The sequence below is a fragment of the Ectopseudomonas toyotomiensis genome (assembly GCF_900115695.1).
GTDB lineage: Bacteria > Pseudomonadota > Gammaproteobacteria > Pseudomonadales > Pseudomonadaceae > Aquipseudomonas > Aquipseudomonas toyotomiensis.
The window spans coordinates 1-16,776 of sequence record NZ_FOXK01000005.1; the positions used below are offsets into that span (position 1 = coordinate 1).

13 protein-coding genes and 1 pseudogene are annotated in these 16,776 nt (G+C 61.5%); 6 read left to right on the forward strand and 8 right to left on the reverse strand.

Annotated features, from left to right (window positions below; genetic code table 11):
- Positions 1–94 precede the first annotated feature (94 nt).
- Complete coding sequence (locus BM186_RS26280; protein WP_139228009.1) at positions 95–718, forward strand: hypothetical protein; 624 nt, start codon at positions 95–97, stop codon at positions 716–718.
- A gap of 72 nt (positions 719–790) precedes the next feature.
- A pseudogene (locus BM186_RS11005) lies at positions 791–1,336 on the forward strand (ATP-binding protein); the annotation flags it as partial.
- A gap of 1 nt (position 1,337) precedes the next feature.
- Here the strand turns inward: BM186_RS11005 and BM186_RS11010 are convergent.
- Together BM186_RS11010 and BM186_RS11015 are read right to left on the reverse strand one after the other, a co-directional pair.
- Positions 1,338–3,314, reverse strand: coding sequence for a methyl-accepting chemotaxis protein (locus BM186_RS11010; protein WP_074915271.1), 1,977 nt, complete (start codon positions 3,312–3,314; stop codon positions 1,338–1,340).
- A gap of 306 nt (positions 3,315–3,620) precedes the next feature.
- Complete coding sequence (locus BM186_RS11015) at positions 3,621–4,541, reverse strand: LysR substrate-binding domain-containing protein (protein WP_074915273.1); 921 nt, start codon at positions 4,539–4,541, stop codon at positions 3,621–3,623.
- Positions 4,542–4,680: 139 nt separating this feature from the next.
- Here BM186_RS11015 and BM186_RS11020 point away from each other — a divergent pair, with 139 nt between their 5' ends.
- Positions 4,681–6,066, forward strand: coding sequence for a NorM family multidrug efflux MATE transporter (locus BM186_RS11020; protein ID WP_074915274.1), 1,386 nt, complete (start codon positions 4,681–4,683; stop codon positions 6,064–6,066).
- Positions 6,067–6,123: 57 nt separating this feature from the next.
- Here the strand turns inward: BM186_RS11020 and BM186_RS11025 are convergent, their stop codons facing one another.
- Positions 6,124–7,791: a putative bifunctional diguanylate cyclase/phosphodiesterase gene (locus BM186_RS11025; RefSeq protein ID WP_074915276.1), complete on the reverse strand. Its 1,668-nt coding sequence runs from the start codon at positions 7,789–7,791 to the stop codon at positions 6,124–6,126.
- Positions 7,792–8,062: 271 nt separating this feature from the next.
- Between BM186_RS11025 and rep the strand changes: the two genes are divergently transcribed.
- The 3 genes from rep to BM186_RS11040 all read left to right on the forward strand — a co-directional run bounded on the left by rep (position 8,063) and on the right by BM186_RS11040 (position 11,438).
- Positions 8,063–10,072 (forward strand): DNA helicase Rep, encoded by a 2,010-nt coding sequence (rep, locus tag BM186_RS11030; RefSeq protein WP_074915278.1) that lies wholly within the window; start codon positions 8,063–8,065, stop codon positions 10,070–10,072.
- Positions 10,073–10,232: 160 nt separating this feature from the next.
- The gene (locus tag BM186_RS11035; RefSeq protein WP_074915280.1) at positions 10,233–10,715 is read left to right on the forward strand and encodes a UPF0158 family protein; all 483 of its coding nucleotides are present in this window, start codon (positions 10,233–10,235) and stop codon (positions 10,713–10,715) included.
- A gap of 150 nt (positions 10,716–10,865) precedes the next feature.
- Positions 10,866–11,438 carry a xanthine phosphoribosyltransferase gene (locus tag BM186_RS11040; RefSeq protein WP_072423583.1) on the forward strand — a complete coding sequence of 191 codons (573 nt, stop codon included), beginning with the start codon at positions 10,866–10,868 and terminating at the stop codon, positions 11,436–11,438.
- On the opposite strand, the gene BM186_RS11045 is transcribed toward BM186_RS11040, so the two are convergent.
- From BM186_RS11045 to BM186_RS11065, 5 genes are all read right to left on the reverse strand, one after another.
- On the reverse strand, positions 11,435–13,567 hold the full coding sequence (locus tag BM186_RS11045) for an acetyl-CoA hydrolase/transferase C-terminal domain-containing protein (protein WP_074915283.1): 2,133 nt from the start codon (positions 13,565–13,567) through the stop codon (positions 11,435–11,437). The genes BM186_RS11040 and BM186_RS11045 overlap by 4 nt on opposite strands.
- A gap of 124 nt (positions 13,568–13,691) precedes the next feature.
- Positions 13,692–14,114: a c-type cytochrome gene (locus BM186_RS11050; protein ID WP_074915285.1), complete on the reverse strand. Its 423-nt coding sequence runs from the start codon at positions 14,112–14,114 to the stop codon at positions 13,692–13,694.
- 113 nt (positions 14,115–14,227) lie between these two features.
- Positions 14,228–14,776 carry a cupin domain-containing protein gene (locus BM186_RS11055; RefSeq protein ID WP_004423167.1) on the reverse strand — a complete coding sequence of 183 codons (549 nt, stop codon included), beginning with the start codon at positions 14,774–14,776 and terminating at the stop codon, positions 14,228–14,230.
- A 384-nt stretch (positions 14,777–15,160) separates the two neighbouring features.
- Entirely contained in the window at positions 15,161–16,234 is a 1,074-nt protein-coding gene (alr, locus tag BM186_RS11060) for an alanine racemase (protein ID WP_074915288.1), read from the reverse strand.
- 183 nt (positions 16,235–16,417) lie between these two features.
- Complete coding sequence (locus BM186_RS11065; protein WP_074915290.1) at positions 16,418–16,765, reverse strand: RidA family protein; 348 nt, start codon at positions 16,763–16,765, stop codon at positions 16,418–16,420.
- Positions 16,766–16,776: the final 11 nt, after the last annotated feature.

The window sequence follows — 16,776 nt, forward strand, 5'->3', positions numbered from 1 at the left end:
CCATTGAAAATATATTTAAAAAGTTCCTCCGACTTTCTTGACATTATATATTTATATGGGAAAATATAAGTAAGAGAATAAGAAAGAGGAATATATGAGTGAAGATAATAAAAAGTTTGATAAATATGTTGGTGAAATAAACGACCTTTTAGTTTCTTATGTCAATAAAGAAACTGCTTATGATGTTTGTAGTGTTTATTTGGTTGATGATTATGACGCTTATTTGTCAATCATCGAAAAAGTAAAAGAGATTGAAAGCAAATATTCATTTGCTAGGAAAGTCTCTTTTATTGAAGTGCCTAGTAAAACCTTCGCAAAGATAAACGCAACGAATTTCCCATCATTTAAACTTATTAAGTCAAAGAAGTGCTCTGCTCTTCTTCTTAATAGTTATGTGAGTGAAAACCCTAATCTTGCAGAAATTTTCACAATGGAAAATGTGAGTGCAGGGAAAATCAAATTATATGAGAAAGTTTTCCAAGATTGTCTTTATCTCTCATATAAAGATTATGCAACTAAAGAAACAGTAATAATCAAAAGAAATATTGGAATTGGAACTGTGATTTTCTCCAATAATCATTTTGCTACTGAAAGAAAAGCAACAATGATGAGAATTGATAGAAAAGAAAATCAGCCAAATGTCATCAAATACAGGGATTGGTATTTGTTAGAAATGGACGATGACATACAACAATTGGTCAATATGGTTGAGTGCTGACGGCTGGTCATTTAGAACGCTTGAACGAGTTCAACCGTCCTAAAAGACCTTGATGTGTGAGATTCACCCCTACCATTCGAAAGCGGCCACATCGTCATTGCCCGGGCGCGCGACAAGGTACGTTTTCCCGCGCGCTTTCAGCTCGTTGCCGCCATGAACCCCTGTCCTTGCGGCTATCTCGGCGACCCGAGCAACCGCTGTCGTTGCACACCGGAGCAGATCCAGCGTTACCGCGCCAAGCTGTCCGGGCCACTGCTCGATCGCATCGACCTGCACCTGACGGTCGCCCGCGAAACGACAATATTGAACGCCCCAGCGCAAGATGGCGAAAGCACTGTGCAGGCGGCATCCAAAGTGGCGCGGGCTCGTGAGCGACAATTGCAACGTCAAGGGACGGCCAATGCCTTTCTCGACTTGCCAGGCCTGCGTCGGCACTGCGCCCTGAGCGACGCGGATCGCCAGTGGCTGGAGAGCGCATGCGAACGCCTCGGCCTGTCGCTACGCGCCGCGCACCGAGTGCTCAAGGTGGCGCGCACGCTGGCAGACCTGGCGGAGCAGCAGCAGATCAGCCGGGAACATCTGGCCGAAGCACTGCAGTATCGCCCCGCCGCGGGATGAATCAGCGGAAGCGCTCGACCTCCTGACGCAGCTGAGCGGCGAGGCGATCCAGCTCGCGCGCGGTATCGGCCAGGTTGGCCACCACTTCACGCTGCTCGCCATTGGCCTGGGCGATGCTCTGCAGGTTGGCGCTTAGCACGGTCGCAGTGCTGCTCTGCTCGCTGGTAGCGGTGGTGATGGCGGCGAATTGCTCGCCGGCCTCGGCGCTCTGCTCACTGATCTGCGCCAGCGCCGCAGCCACCTTGGCGTTACGTTCCAGGCCGTCCTGCATCAACTGTCGGCCGTGCTCCATGGTGGCGATGGCGCTGCTGGTCTCGCTCTGGATGCTGCCGATCATGGTGGAAATCTCGTTGGTCGCCTCACGGGTGCGTCCAGCCAGGTTGCGCACCTCGTCGGCGACCACGGCAAAACCGCGGCCCTGCTCGCCGGCCCGCGCTGCTTCGATGGCAGCGTTGAGCGCCAGCAGGTTGGTCTGGTCGGCGATCGCGGTGATGACGCTGACGATACCGCCGATCTCCTGGGAGCGCTGGCCGAGGCCGTTGATCGCCGTGGAGGTTTGCTCAAGTGCTTCGGCGATCTGTACCAGCGCTTCGGAAGCCTGATCCATCGAGGTACGCCCGATGCGGGTCTGCTGGGCATTGTCGCTGGCCAGACGTTCGGTGCTGCGCATGTTGTCGGCGATGTTCTGCGAGGTGGCACTGAACTCCTCCACCGCGCCGGCCATGCTGCTGATCTCGCCGGATTGCTGATCGATGCCCTGATAGGCGTCACGCGACAGCATGGACATCCCCTGCGAGCGCGCGCTGACATCCTGAGCTGCGCTGCGAATACCTGCCACCATGCTCGCCAGCGCCTCGCCCATGCGGTTGAAGCTGCGCGCCAGCTCACCGATTTCATCGTCGCTGGACTGCGCCATGCGCGCGCCGAGATCACCGGCACCGAGCGCCTGCGCCTGCTGGACCAGATCGCCCAGCGGGCGCAGTTTGCGTCGCAGCAGCCAGACCACGGCGATCACCGCCAGCAGCAGGGTCAGTGCGCTACCGATGGCCAACTGGGTACCGACACGCCAGGTAACGGCCTGAATTTCCTCGCGCGGCATGCTCGCCAGCACCACCCAGGGTCCGCCGGTAAAGGGCATGGCGACGCTGTAGAATTCATTCTGGCCATCGTTCCAGAAACCGCCGTCCCCCGAGTGTGCGATCAGATCGCCGAGGGCTGCCGGCAGTGTATCCAGAGCGCCAGTACCAGCAGGCTTGACCAGCCACTTGCCCTGCTCGTCGAGCAGGGCAAGTGAGCCCGTTTCGCCAATGCGAAATTCGCTGAGTTTGTTGAATTGCAGCTTCTGCGCGTCGGTGTAGTCGAAGCCGACGAACAGCACCGCAATGACCTGCCCACTACCATCACGCACTGGGGTGTACTGGGTCATGTAGTTGCGGTCGAAGAGCAAAGCCCGGCCCACGTAACTCTGCCCGGCCAGCAGGCGCTGATAGGCCGGGTGCTGGTGATCAAGCGCCGTTCCCAGAGCACGAGCGCCATCCTGCTTGGTCAGCGAGGTGGTGATGCGGATGAATTCGCTACCGTCACGCACGAATACCGTGGCCACACCCGCAGTCATGCGCGTGAAGTCATCGACCTCGGTGAACTCGTTGTTCAAGCGCGTAGCCCCCAGGTAAAGCGCAGGTGTCTGCAGGCTGCCGACGCTCACACGCTCTTCACTGCGCACCTGCAGCCCCGTGCTGAAGCGCTGTTCGAACAATCCAGCCAGACGCTGCGTGCTCTCACGCAGGCTGCCGTGGAAGGTTTCGAGCTGGTCGGCCAGCAGCCCCGCCTCGCTGCCCAGGTGCTTTTCGCGAGTGACCAGATTGGCCTCGTTGAGTGAGCGCAGGGCAAACAGGGTGCTGACACTGATCAGCAACACCAGCACCAAAGCCAGCATGGCAGCCAGTTGCAGGGCTATACGAGAGCGAGGAGGATTCATGAGGACTCCAGATGTGCGCCCACGAGCATATGGGCAGATAACTCAGGCAATTTCGATACCACCCAGTCGTCATATGACTTGGCGAAAGGTCGCGAGGATACTTGAGCACTCCGCTCGGTCAATATCAAAGCGCCATACGGTCGTCATTTATTATCAAAACAGTGTGACGGAGTGATTTTTGATAGGTTTTATCGATCACTCGATAGATGATGGCACTCATGCCCATAGAGAGCAGCCTGCCCCCACTACAGTCGGCCTGCCCGGTCCTGGATGGCTGTCAGAGCCCTGAGCGGTGGCCATGACCGTTCAGCGCAAACGCTCGACCCCAGGTAGTGCCAGCGCGGCGACCTCCGCCAGCAAGTAGTCACGCAAACGCTGCAGACGTGTCTGCGCACGATGTCCACGCGGCCACACCATATAGTAGCTGTCGCCACTGAATACCGCCGTCGGCCAGGGCACCCCGAGCCGGCCGGCATTCACGTCCTCGGCCACCATCAGCAGATCACCAATGGACACGCCATAGCCGCGTGCCGCCGCAACGATGCCCAATTCGAGCATGTCGAACAGCTGCCCGCTCTTCAGCGGCACCTGTTCGATCAGGCCTGTAGCCTGCAACCAGCGCCGCCAGTCGCGGCGATCCGGCGTCGGGTGCAGTTGCTCCGCCGCGCGCAGCCGCGCCAGCGACCAGGGGCCGGCCTCGGAATCGCCGGCAGCGCACACCGGAATCAGCCACTCCTCGAACAGCAGCACGCTCTCCCACTCATCCGGAAACTGGCCATCGGACAGCAGCACCGCGCAGTCGAAGGGTTCATGGCGGAAGTCGACCTTGTCCACGTCCATCCAGGCGCTGGTGAGCTGCACTTCGCTGTCCGGGTTGGCCAGACGAAAGTGCGACAGGCGTGCCAACAGCCAGCGCATGGTCAGGGTCGAGGGTGCCTTCAGGCGCAGCACCTCATCGTCGGCGCGCAAGACAGCGCTGGCACGCTCCAGTGCATCGAAACCCTCACTCAGCCCCGGTAGCAGGGCACGGGCCGAATCGGTCAGGTGCAGGCTGCGGCCACGGCGTTCGAACAGACGGCAGGCGAAGTACTCCTCCAGCGTACGGATATGCCGACTCACCGCGCTCTGGGTGATTGCCAGCTCTTCGGCGGCGCGCGTGAAGGAGGCGTGCCGGGCTGCGGCCTCGAAGGCGCGCAGAGCGTAAAGCGGTGGTAAACGACGGCTCACCGCATCGAACCATGAGTTTTAATCATGCCTGGCATGGCTATTTTCCTTTTGTGAGCAATCGACAAGAACCACAGAATAGCGGTCATTGCTCATTCCCCGACAGCCTGGGGATGCTTACCCTGCCGAAGTATTACTCATCATGAAGAATTCCCTTGGCCACGAGCTGGGTGCGCTGCTGCGCCTGGCCGGCCCGCTGATCTCCGCACAGCTGGCCCACGCGTTGATGATTTTCACCGACACGCTGATGATGGCCATGCTCGGCCCGCAGCAGTTGGCCGGTGGTGCATTGGGCGCCACCTGCTATTTCATCTTCTCGATCTTCTGCACCGGGGTGATCGCCGCGGTGGGCAGCCTGATCGCCATCCGCCATGGCGCGGACGATCCGCGGGGTATCACGCGCCTGATCCAGAATGGCTTGTGGCTGGCCATGCTGCTGGGCGTGGCCAGTGCGCTGTGCCTTAACAGTCTGGGCCCGCTGCTGCCGCATCTGGGTCAGGACCCAGGCGCGGCCAGCCAGGCCATGGAGTTCCTGCGCCCACTGTCATTGGCCTTGCCTGGCTACCTGTGCTTCATGGCGCTGCGCGGCTTCACCAGTGCCATCGGTCATCCCGGCCCGGTGATGGCCATCAGCATCGTCGGCACCATCGCCAACTTCGTCATCAACTACGCGCTGATCAAGGGCTGGTTCGGCCTGCCCAGTCTGGGCCTGAGCGGCATCGGCATGACCACTGCGCTGGTCAGCAGCGCCATGGCACTGGCATTGGCGCTGTACATCCTGCTCTCGCCAACCTACCACCGTTACAAACTGCGGGGCGGTATGGGCCGCCCACAAATGGCGGAAATGCGCGCCCTGCTGCGCCTGGGCCTGCCCATTGGCGGTACCTACGCCGCCGAGCAGGGGCTGTTCACCTTCGCCACCCTGTGCATGGGTGCGCTTGGCAGTGTGCAACTGGCGGCACATCAGATCGCCATGCAGACCGTGGCGCTGGCGTTCATCGTGCCGCAAGGGCTGTCCTACGCGGTGACCTTCCGCGTCGGCCTGCATTACGGTGCCGGGCACCTGCACCTGTCGCGCCTCAGCGGCCATCTGGGCATGGCCCTGGGGGCGGCGTTGATGCTGCTGTTTGCCCTGCTGTTCTGGCTGCTGCCGGAGTGGATCATCGGTCTGTTCCTCGACCGCCACGACCCGGCGTTCGCCGATATCGTCACCCTCGCGGTGAGCCTGCTGGCGATCGCCGCCTGGTTCGAGCTGTTCGATGGTTTGCAGAGCATCGCCATGGGCGCGATCCGCGGGCTGAATGACGGCCGCACCACCCTGCTGATCGGTCTGACCGGCTACTGGTGCGTGGGCGCACCGCTGGTCTGGCTGTTCGCCTTCGCCCTTGGCTGGGGCGCACAGGGCGTCTGGTGGGGCTTGGCTGCCGGCCTGGCGGTAACGGCGAGCGGTCTGGTGCTGGGCTTCCAGTGGAAGACCGCGCGCCTGCAGCAACCACCTGTAGTGGAAGGCGAGACCTGCCTGTCGTAGCCCGCATGCAAGCCAGGTCGTGTGCCGCATATTAACCAGCTTGCGTCCGGGCCAGAATCAGCCGCCGCCGAGCAGCGGCTGGCGCAGGCCGAACACCAGAAAGCGTGCCAGCTCCGCCAGAGGTATGGCCTTGCTGATCAGGTAACCCTGTACCTGATCACAGCCAAACTGGCGCAGCATGTCGAGCTGCTCGATGTTCTCCACCCCTTCGGCCACCACCTCGAGATTGAGGTTGTGCGCCAGATTGATCATCGCCCGCACCAGTTGACGGTTCTCGGCGCGCTCGCCCATGCCGCCGACGAAACTCCTGTCGATCTTCAGCAGGGTGATCGGCAGGTTGTTGAGATGAACGAACGACGAGAAACCGGTGCCGAAGTCGTCCAGCGAGAAACGCACGCCGAGCCGTCCCAGCGCCAGCATGGTCTGCTGCACCTGATCGCTGCGGCGCATCACCGCGGTTTCGGTCAATTCGAACTCCAGCCACTGCGCATCGACCCCACGCTCCTCGATCAGGCGGCTGAGGGTCGGCAGCAACTGGCTGTCCTGAAACTGGCGGAACGACAGGTTGACCGCCATGTGCAGTGCCGGCAGGCCGCGCCCACGCAGCCACTGCATATCGCGCAGGGCACGGGAAATGACCCAGTAACCGAGCGGTACGATCAGCCCGGTTTCTTCGGCCAGCGGTACGAACTCATTGGGCGAAAGCAGCCCACGCTCGCTGTGCTGCCAGCGCACCAGCGCCTCCAGGCCGACGATGCGCCCGCTCTTCAGGCACAGCCGGGGCTGATAATGCAGCTCCAGTTCGTCACGGCGTAGAGCGCGGCGCAGCTCGCCTTCCAGATCGGCCTGGCTACGTGCGCTGCGGTTCAGGCGTTCGTCATAGACATGAAACACGCAGCCTTGCTGATTCTTGGCCTGTTGCATGGCGATATGCGCGTGCCACAGCAGCGGATCGGCGCCCTCGCCCGCGCGGGCATGGGCCAGGCCAAGGCTGCAACCGATCAGCAGACTCTCGCCATCAACCCAGTATGGCTCTCCCAATACCTCGGTGACGCGCTCGGCCAGGCGCTCCACGCGCTGCGGATCGCGGCGTACATCGAGCAACAGAGCGAATTCGTCGCTGCCCAGGCGGGCGATCTGATCGCAGGGCTGCAGCAACCCCTTGAGCCGCGCCACCACCTGCAGGATCAGGCGATCTCCGGCCTGGTAGCCGAGGGCATCGTTGGCGTGGCGGAAGTTATCCAGATCGAGGTGACCCAGCACCAGGCCACGGCCGCCACACTCGGCCAGGCGCGCCGCGAGCAGGGTCTGGAAACCCTGGCGATTGGCGATGCCGGTCAAAGGGTCCTGTTCGGCCAGGCGCTGCAGGGTGTGCTTGAGGTTGCCCTGCTCGCGCACGTAGCGCAGGCAACGACGCAGCACGTCGAGGTTGAGGCTGCCGCGCACCAGCCAGTCGCTGACGCCGGCGGGCTCTTCGATTGGCTCCTCGTCAAGCAGCAGGACGATGGGCAAGGGGCACTGATGGGGCTCGGGAAGGCGATCCGGGGTACTCAGCAACAGACCACTGGCGTGATCATCGAACAGGTTGCTGGCCGCTTCCCATGACGGCGCGGTAATCAGCGGGGATGGGCTGCCCAGGGCGCTCAACTGCTCGCGCAACAATTCGGCCCAGTCCGGCGTTTCCGCCAACAGGACCAACCGCAAGGGTTCGACGAGCGTGGACAAGCAACCTCCCCCAATGACCACAAGAATGATGGCGAATCGCGTCGCCTGAACGCGCCGTAATCGGCGTCTAATCAATCACATCCGTGCGAAAGGTAGTGCAGATCCTGAGGTATAGCCAGTAAACCGACAAGTGGGACCAGAGTACTGGAATAAAGTGATTAACCAAGTGCATGGCTATGCAATTTCGTGCGCTAGGCCACAGTTCCGGACGGTCGCGGCAGAAGTCGCCAGGCCTGTTAAAATGCGCGGCCCTTTTTCTGCGAACGATCCCATGTCCCGACTGAACCCCCGGCAACAAGAGGCCGTGAACTACGTCGGCGGCCCGCTTCTGGTGCTCGCCGGTGCCGGTTCCGGCAAGACCAGCGTGATCACGCGCAAGATCGCCCACCTGGTGCAGAACTGCGGCATCCGCGCCCAGCACATCGTCGCCATGACCTTCACCAACAAGGCCGCGCGCGAGATGAAGGAGCGCGTCGGCACCCTGCTCAAGGGCAGTGAGGCGCGTGGTCTGACCGTGTCCACCTTCCACAACCTGGGCATGAACATCATCCGCAAGGAATACGCGCGCCTGGGCTACAAGCCCGGTTTCTCGATCTTCGACGACGGCGACATCAAGGCGCTGCTCAGCGACATCATGCAGAAGGAGTATTCCGGCGACGACGGTGCCGACGAGGTAAAGAACCTCATCGACAGCTGGAAGAACGACCTGATCCTGCCCGACGAAGCCCTGGCCAAGGCGCGCAATCCCAAGGAACAGACTGCCGCCATCGTCTACCTGCACTACCAGCGCACGCTCAAGGCGTACAACGCGGTGGACTTCAACGACCTGATCCTGCTGCCGGTGAAACTCTTCCAGGAGCACGCCGACATCCTGGAGAAATGGCAGAACCGCATCCGCTACCTGCTGGTTGACGAATACCAGGACACCAACGCCAGCCAGTACCTGCTGGTGAAGATGCTGGTGGGCATGCGCAACCAGTTCACCGTGGTCGGCGACGACGACCAGTCGATCTACGCCTGGCGTGGCGCGCGCCCGGAAAACCTGATGCTGCTGAAAGAGGACTATCCGTCGCTGAAAGTGGTGATGCTGGAGCAGAACTACCGCTCCACCAGCCGTATCCTCAAATGCGCCAACGTGCTGATCGCCAACAACCCGCACGTGTTCGAGAAGCAGCTGTGGAGCGAGATGGGCATGGGCGACGAGATTCGCGTGATCCGCACCCGCAACGAAGACGCCGAGTGCGAACGGGTGGCCCTGGAAATTCTCACCGAGCATCTGCGTACCCAGCGTCCCTACAGCGAATTCGCCATCCTCTATCGCGGCAACTACCAGGCCAAGCTGATGGAGCTGAAACTGCAGCACCACCAGATTCCCTATCGCCTGTCCGGCGGCACCAGCTTCTTCGCTCGCCAGGAAGTGAAGGACCTGATGAGCTACTTCCGTCTGCTGGTCAACCCGGACGACGACAACGCCTTCCTGCGCGTGATCAACGTGCCGCGCCGCGAGATCGGCTCCGCCACCCTGGAAAAACTCGGCAACTACGCCAACGAGCGCAAGATCAGCATGTACGCCGCGGCTGGCGAGATGGGCCTCGGCGAGCATCTCGACGCGCGCTTCACCGAGCGCCTGCAGCGCTTCACCCGCTGGATGGATCGGGTGCGCCAGGAGTGCGCGCAGAACGATCCGATCGCCGCCATCCGCAGCATGGTCATGGACATCGACTACGAGAACTGGCTGCGCCAGAACGCCTCCAGCGACAAGGTGGCCGACGCGCGCATGGGCAACGTCTGGTTCCTCGTCGATGCGCTGAAGAGCACGCTGGAGCGTGACGAAGACGGCGACATGACCATCGAAGACGCCATCGGCAAGCTGGTGCTGCGCGACATGCTCGAGCGCCAGCAGGAAGAGGAAGAAGGCGCCGAGGGCGTGCAGATGATGACCATGCACGCCTCCAAGGGCCTGGAGTTTCCGTCGGTGTACATCATCGGCTTCGAGGAAGAGATTCTCCCTCACCGTTCCAGTATCGAGGCCGACACCATCGAGGAAGAGCGGCGCCTGGCCTACGTCGGCATCACCCGCGCCAAGCGCAACCTGGCGCTGACCTTCGCCGCCAAGCGCAAGCAATATGGCGAGGTGATCGACTGCTCGCCGAGCCGCTTCCTCGACGAACTGCCGCCGGAAGACCTGGTGTGGGAAGGCCTGGAAGAGGCGCCGGTGGAGGTCAAGGCGGCGCGCGGCAATGACGCCCTGGCCAATATGCGGGCGATGCTCAAGCGCTGAAGCGCGGGGCTTGTTGTCTGGTGGGCTGAAGCCCACCCTACTCATGCACAGCGCCGGGTGGGCTGGGCGGCGATCCGCTTCAGCCGACCACTTCAACTGGCACCCTCGCCATATTTGCCAGTCAGAAAGAAGACATCGTTCGGAAACAGGGGCTGAAACCATGCGCAAATTCACGCTCGACCTCGACGCCCTGACTCGACTGATCAACGGTCGCGAACAACAGGAGAACTGGCTGGATCTGGAGAGCGGTAGCGTGCTGAGCCTGCCTGCGGAAGATCACTACAGCGACGAACGCCAGCAGATCGAACTCGATCCCGAGCGCTACAGCCAGGTGCCCAACCTCGACATTCCCCAGCGCGTGGCCATGCGTGAATCCTTCCTGTTCACCCTTGACGATCCGCATGCCCACCCGCTGCTCAGCGCCGCGCTGACTGGACGCAGGCCGCTGCGCGCGTTCGACTACGAGATCGAGGCCTTTCCAGCGATTCGCGAACAGTGGCAAGCCTACGAGATCAAGCAACTGCGCGAGTACGCCCTAAACTGGCTCTACGAACTGGGCATAGAGCCCGCGCCGGACAAGCTGCCGCTGGATACGCGCGGAATTCCCAGGGACATTCTGCGTCGGCTGAGCAAAAGCGCCTGAGCAGAGTGCGCCCCCGGATTACATCCGGGCTACCAACCTGTCCAAGCGGTCAACTGGCTACGACTATCGGGCAGGCTGCGGTTTTGCTACACAATGCAGGTCGTTTTGAGCGAAAATCCGCAGCTTTTCTGCTCAACCAGAGGATCGACCGTGGAGTCGTTGAAACAGAAGATTCGCAGCGAAGGCATCGTGCTGTCCGAGCATGTACTCAAGGTGGACGCCTTTCTCAACCACCAGATCGATCCGCGCCTGATGCAGGAGATCGGCCACGAGTTCGCCCAGCGTTTCGCCGGCCAGGGCATCACCAAGATCGTCACCATCGAGGCTTCGGGTATCGCCCCGGCGGTGATGGCCGGCCTGGAGCTGGGCATTCCGGTGATCTTCGCGCGCAAGTTCCAGTCGCTGACGCTCAAGGATGACCTGCTGATCTCCAAGGTGTTCTCCTTCACCAAGCAGACCGAAAGCACCATTGCCATCTCCGCCCGTCACCTGACCGCAGCGGACCGCGTACTGGTGATCGACGACTTCCTCGCCAACGGCCACGCCGCCAAGGCGCTGATCGACCTGATTCAGCAGGCCGGCGCTCAGATTGCCGGTATCGGCATCGTCATCGAGAAATCCTTCCAGGACGGCCGCAACCTGCTGGAGAGCGAAGGCTACCGCGTCGAGTCGCTGGCCCGTGTTGCCGCACTGGAGAACGGCCAGGTCCGTTTTCTCGATTAAGCCCCGCGGGTGGCTTGCAGCCCCGCCAGCAGCAAGCGCTGGCAAAGGGCTTCACGCACCCCGTCCGGCGCCTCCAGGCTCATGCGTCGCAGATGTTCGACATAGGCGGCCGGCTCGGGCGCATCGAGCGTGGCCTTGCCCAGTTCCAATACCTCGGTCAGACGCAGCTTGCTCTTGAGCCAGCTCAGCGCCCGCAGCAGGTCCTGCTCCACCACGCTGAAATCGCTGCCCAGCGGGTATTCAGCGAACAATGCTGAATGCTCAGCACGCAGTGCCTGCAGACGCTCGGGCAGGTTGTTGCAAAAGCGCTCATCGAGCCGGAAATCCGCCGGCAGCTTGCCGGCCTGCTGCGCCTGCTCGATCAGCTCGTTCTGAAAACGTGAATCGCTGATCTTCAGCAGTGCCTCGATGACCTGGGCGTCAGTCTTGCCGCGCAGATCGGCGATGCCGTATTCGGTCACCACGATATCGCGCAGGTGCCGGGGGATGGTAGCGTGGCCGTATTCCCAGACGATGTTCGAATTCACCTCACCGCCTGACTCGCGCCAGCTGCGCAGCAGCAGGATCGAGCGCGCATCCTCCAGGGCATGGGCCTGGGCGACGAAGTTGTATTGCCCGCCTACGCCGCTAAGCACCCGACCGTCCTCCAGTTGATCGGCCACGCCCGCACCGAGCAGGGTCATGGTGAAAGCCGTATTGATGAAGCGTGCATCACGGCGCTGCAGACGCTTGAGTTCCTCTTGGCCGTACAGCTCGTTGATGTAGCGGATGCCGGTCATGGCAAAGCGCTGCCGTTCGCTGTCATTCAGCTCGCGCAAACGCCGGTAGAAGCTTTCCGGACCGAGGAAGAAGCCGCCATGCAGCACCACACCGCCCTGCGCGCTGCCGAGACAGCATTGCAGGCGAGCCTGCGTCTGGGGATCACCGAGATCCGCTGCGACGCGACTACCGTCATACAACTGCAGCTCGCCCTCCTCCAGTTGCATATCGCCCTGCAGCAGACCGCTATCGCGCAGCCAGGCCAGATCGCTCGGCTGCAACTTCGTCGGCAGCCCCGCATCAACCAGCGCCTGAACGCTATGGGGCCGACCCTGTTCATCCAGCGCACCACTAGACGCCAGACGCTGCAGGCGCAGATCCGGGTAGACCCGACGCCGCAGCAGACCAGCCTCGGCCAGTGCCAGCAAGCCGTTGACGAACATTTCGCTGCAGCCATAGAGACCATGATGGAGCGGCTCGAGACCACCATAGGCGGCAATCACGCCGGTCCAATCATCTGCACTCAGCGCCTGCAACAGCGCACGGTAACGGGCATTGTCGTTCTGCCTGGCCATCAAGGCCGACGCCAGGGCATCGCCCATCGCACCGATGCCGATCTGCAGGGTGCCGCCATCGCGCACCAGGGAGCTGGCGAACAGGCCGACGCAATGATCCTGCAGGGTCACCGGCATGTTCGGCGTGGAGAACAGCGAGGTGCGCTCGTCCTCGGCGATATGGATATCGAAGGTATCGCGCGGCACCTGGGCATCGCCGGCCATGTAGGGCAGGTCGCTGTGGACCTGGGCGACACTGAGCACGGTCTCGCCAGCTTCCCGGCGCTTATCCAGCAGCGGCAGCAGATCGAGGGTGACGTCCGGGTTGCAGCTCAGGCTGAAATGCTCGGGCTGCGCGGCGTCGACGGCAACCAGTTGGGCGACCAGATTCAAACCCTTGGCATTGAGATCACGAGCGACATGGCTGTAGTTGCTGCTGATGTAGTCCTGCTGCGCCGGCTCGCATTCGAGCAGGCTGCCCGGCTGGAAGAAGAACTGCTCGACACGCACGTTGGGCGGCAGCTTGCCGCCGTGCAGGTCGGCGAGAAAATCCAGCTCGGGATAATCGCCGTAGACCCGATCGACGAAAGGTTCTAGAAAGCGCCGCTGCAAGTCCTGGGCGGCACGCGGACGCGCCAGGCACAGCGCGGTGTAGATGGTCAGTTGCCGCTCGGGCATCTCCCGCACCCGTGCATACAGCGCGTTGACCCAGCGATTGGGCTTGCCCAGACCGAGCGGTAAACCCAAATGAATCGGCCCGGCGATCTCGCTCAATACGCGGTCGACGGCTTGTTCGAGGGTACAGGTGTGCGGCATCTGACGCTCCTCGCGACATCCATGACGAATGCAGCTTGGACTGTATAGCCGCCGGCATGGTTGCGTGCAGCAGGCAGAAACGAAAAAACCGCCCGGAGGGCGGTTTTCAGGGAAGAGACGAGCCTTACAGACCAGACATCTTCTTGATCGCTTCGCGCAGTTCGTCGTCCGAGCAATCAGCGCAGGTGCCTTTCGGCGGCATGGCGTTGATGCCGGAAATGGCCTTGGCCAGGATGCCGTCGAGACCGCCCTGGTGGTCGGCACGCTCTTTCCAGGCAGCGGTGTCGCCGATCTTCGGTGCATCCAGCACCCCGGTGGCGTGACAGGCATTGCAATGCTTGGCGATGATGTCGTCAGCGGTACGTGCACCACCACCGGCGGATGCGGCGACGGTTTCGACGCCCTTGCACTCTTCGCCCATGATGCACACGTCGCCTACAGGCTTGAGACGCTCGGCGATGGCTTCATCAGTCGTGGCCTGAGCAGTCACTGCCCACAGGGCCAATACGGCAGCCGGTACTGCCAGCATTTTCTTCATCAGATTCACGGTACACCCTCTTCGTGGCTAGTCACGCCCGCGGCCACGGTTTCGCGAGCGGGCGACAGTATAACGGCAAGCGGGCCTGGCCGAAACAACCCATATTGTCGCAGGGTTATTGATCAGAAGTTCGCTGGTGTGGTGGCACTGATCAAACGCGCCGGTACATCGAACGGATTGCGAAAACGATGCGGCTTGCTGCTTTCGAAGTAATAGCTGTCGCCCGGCTCGAGGATGAACACCTCGTTGCCAACGGTCAGCTCCAGCTTGCCCTCGACCAGCATGCCAGCCTCTTCGCCTTCATGGGCGTACATTTCGTCACCGGTGTCGGTGCCGGCCGGGTAGGTTTCGTCGAGAAAGGAAATGGCGCGACTCGGATGGGCCTTGCCAATCAGCTTCATGGTGATGGCACCACTGCAGATATCGGTCAGCTCGGCGGCACGATAGACCACCTGGGTCTGGTTCTCCTGCTCCATGTCGAGCGAGAAGAATTCCACCAGCGACATGGGAATGCCGCCAAGCACCTTTTTCAGCGAACTGATCGAGGGGCTGACGCTGTTCTTCTCGATCATGGAAATGGTGCTGTTGGTGACGCCCGCCCGCTTGGCGAGTTCACGCTGGGATAGGCCTTTGAGCTTACGAATCGATTGCAGTCGAACGCCGACGTCCAATGCTGGAATCCCCCTTGGGATAAGAGACGGAAAAGTGTCCGTATCATGGCATAGCGTTCGGAATTTACAACACTTGCGTTCACCCTTCGCCTACACCCCCCAGCAAACCCGTCAAAAGGCCTCGAGCTGAAGCCGCAAGGCGCAACGACCCTCGGGAGTAACAGCCGAAGGCTGGCCCGAAGGGAGAGCGCCCGTGAATCACATAGGGGAGGATCGGTCGGAGTCGCGCTCGACTGTACGGTCTGTACATGAGCAATACTCGCTTCGCTCGCCCCTTCGGGGCCGCACTAGAGTGCGTTAGCCGCAAGCGGCTTCCGACCGGGCTGGCGAACCAGCCTGTTTTTAACGCAGCAGGACCGACGCGCAGCAGTCTTTTAAAGGGTTTCAGCCCCCGACATAGACCAGCGGCACTCGCCGCAGGTTGCAAAAGATCTGATAGGGAATGCTGCCAGCAGCCATGGCCACGTCGCTGGCCAGCACCTGCTTGCCCCATAGTTCGACACAGCTGCCGAGGCCGGTCTGCGGCAGATCGGTCAGGTCCACGGTCAACATGTCCATCGACACACGGCCGATCAGCCGGGTCAGTTGGCCGTCCACCAGCACCGGCGTGCCGGTCGGTGCGTGACGCGGATAGCCGTCGGCATAGCCCATGGCGACCACGCCAACGCGAGTCGGTCTCTCGGCCACGAAGCGCGCGCCATAACCCACCGGCTCACCGGCCGGCAGCTCACGCACGCTGATGATCTTCGATTCCAGCGTCATTACCGGCTGCAGGCGCGCAGCCTGCTGCTGAGCCTGCTCGAACGGCGTGGCGCCGTACAGCATGATGCCTGGGCGCACCCAGTCACTGGGCACCTGTGGCCATCCGAGCACGGCCGGCGAGTTGCGCAGGCTGACCTCGGCGCTCAGACCGTCGCGAGCCTGCTGGAACACCGCCAGTTGCTCGGCCGTGCGCTCGCACTCGGGCTCGTCGGCACGGGCGAAGTGACTCATCAGCACGATTTTGCTGACCTTGCCGCTGGCCAGCAGGCGACGATAGGCATGCTGATAATAGGCCGGATGCAGGCCGACACGGTGCATGCCGCTGTCGAGTTTGAGCCATGCAGTCAGCGGCTTGCTCAGCCGGGCCTGCTCGATGGCCTCGATCTGCCACTGCGCATGAATCACGCACCACAGGTCATGCTGGTCGATCAGCGCCAGCTCGTCAGCCTCGAAGAAGCCTTCGAGCAACAGAATCGGCGCAGCAATCCCCGCCTCGCGCAGTACCAGCGCCTCTTCGATGCAGGCCACAGCAAAGCCGTCGGCCTCAGCTTCGAGTGCCTGCGCACAGCGCACCGAGCCATGCCCGTAAGCATCGGCCTTGATCACGGCGAGGGCGCGGGCGCCGCTCATTTCGCGGGCCAGGCGGTAGTTGTGACGCAGGGCGTCGAGGTCGATCAGGGCACGGGCAGGACGCATGGTCGTTTATCTCTCAATCATTCGCTTAGACGACAGATTTTCGTAGCCCCGATGAAATCCGGGGCCATGCCGACGCATGGTTCCCGGATTGCATCCGGGCTACACGCAGGCAAATCGTCATTCAAAAAAAACCCGGCGGGGGAGCCGGGTGAAAAGCCAACACAAACAGAGGCTGTGACCACCTCAGACGGCAGCCACCACACACATTTCCACCAACACTTCGGGCTTGTACATCTTCGCTTCGACGCAGGCCCGGGCCGGCGCATTGCCATCGGCAACCCAGGCGTCGTACTCGGCGTTGAGGCCGTCGTAGTCGGCCATATCCTTGAGGAAGATGGTCAGCGAGAGGATCTTGCTCTTGTCGCTGCCACCCTCGGCCAGCATCTTGTCGATATTGGCCAGGGTCTGGCGGGTCTGCTCGCGGATGTCACCGGCGAAGTCGTCAGCCAACTGGCCGGCGAGGTAAATCGTGCCGTTGTGGATCACCACTTCGCTGTAGCGTTTGGCCACATGCAGGCGCTGAATCGACATAAAGCTAAAGC

Coding starts and splice junctions, on each gene's coding strand:
- BM186_RS11035 (WP_074915280.1), top strand. CDS start 10,233: ATGCGCAAATTCACGCTCGACCTCGACGCCCTGACTCGACTGATCAAC.
- BM186_RS11045 (WP_074915283.1), bottom strand. CDS start 13,567: ATGCCGCACACCTGTACCCTCGAACAAGCCGTCGACCGCGTATTGAGC.
- BM186_RS11065 (WP_074915290.1), bottom strand. CDS start 16,765: ATGTCGATTCAGCGCCTGCATGTGGCCAAACGCTACAGCGAAGTGGTG.
- BM186_RS26280 (WP_139228009.1), top strand. CDS start 95: ATGAGTGAAGATAATAAAAAGTTTGATAAATATGTTGGTGAAATAAAC.
- rep (WP_074915278.1), top strand. CDS start 8,063: ATGTCCCGACTGAACCCCCGGCAACAAGAGGCCGTGAACTACGTCGGC.
- alr (WP_074915288.1), bottom strand. CDS start 16,234: ATGCGTCCTGCCCGTGCCCTGATCGACCTCGACGCCCTGCGTCACAAC.
- BM186_RS11010 (WP_074915271.1), bottom strand. CDS start 3,314: ATGAATCCTCCTCGCTCTCGTATAGCCCTGCAACTGGCTGCCATGCTG.
- BM186_RS11020 (WP_074915274.1), top strand. CDS start 4,681: ATGAAGAATTCCCTTGGCCACGAGCTGGGTGCGCTGCTGCGCCTGGCC.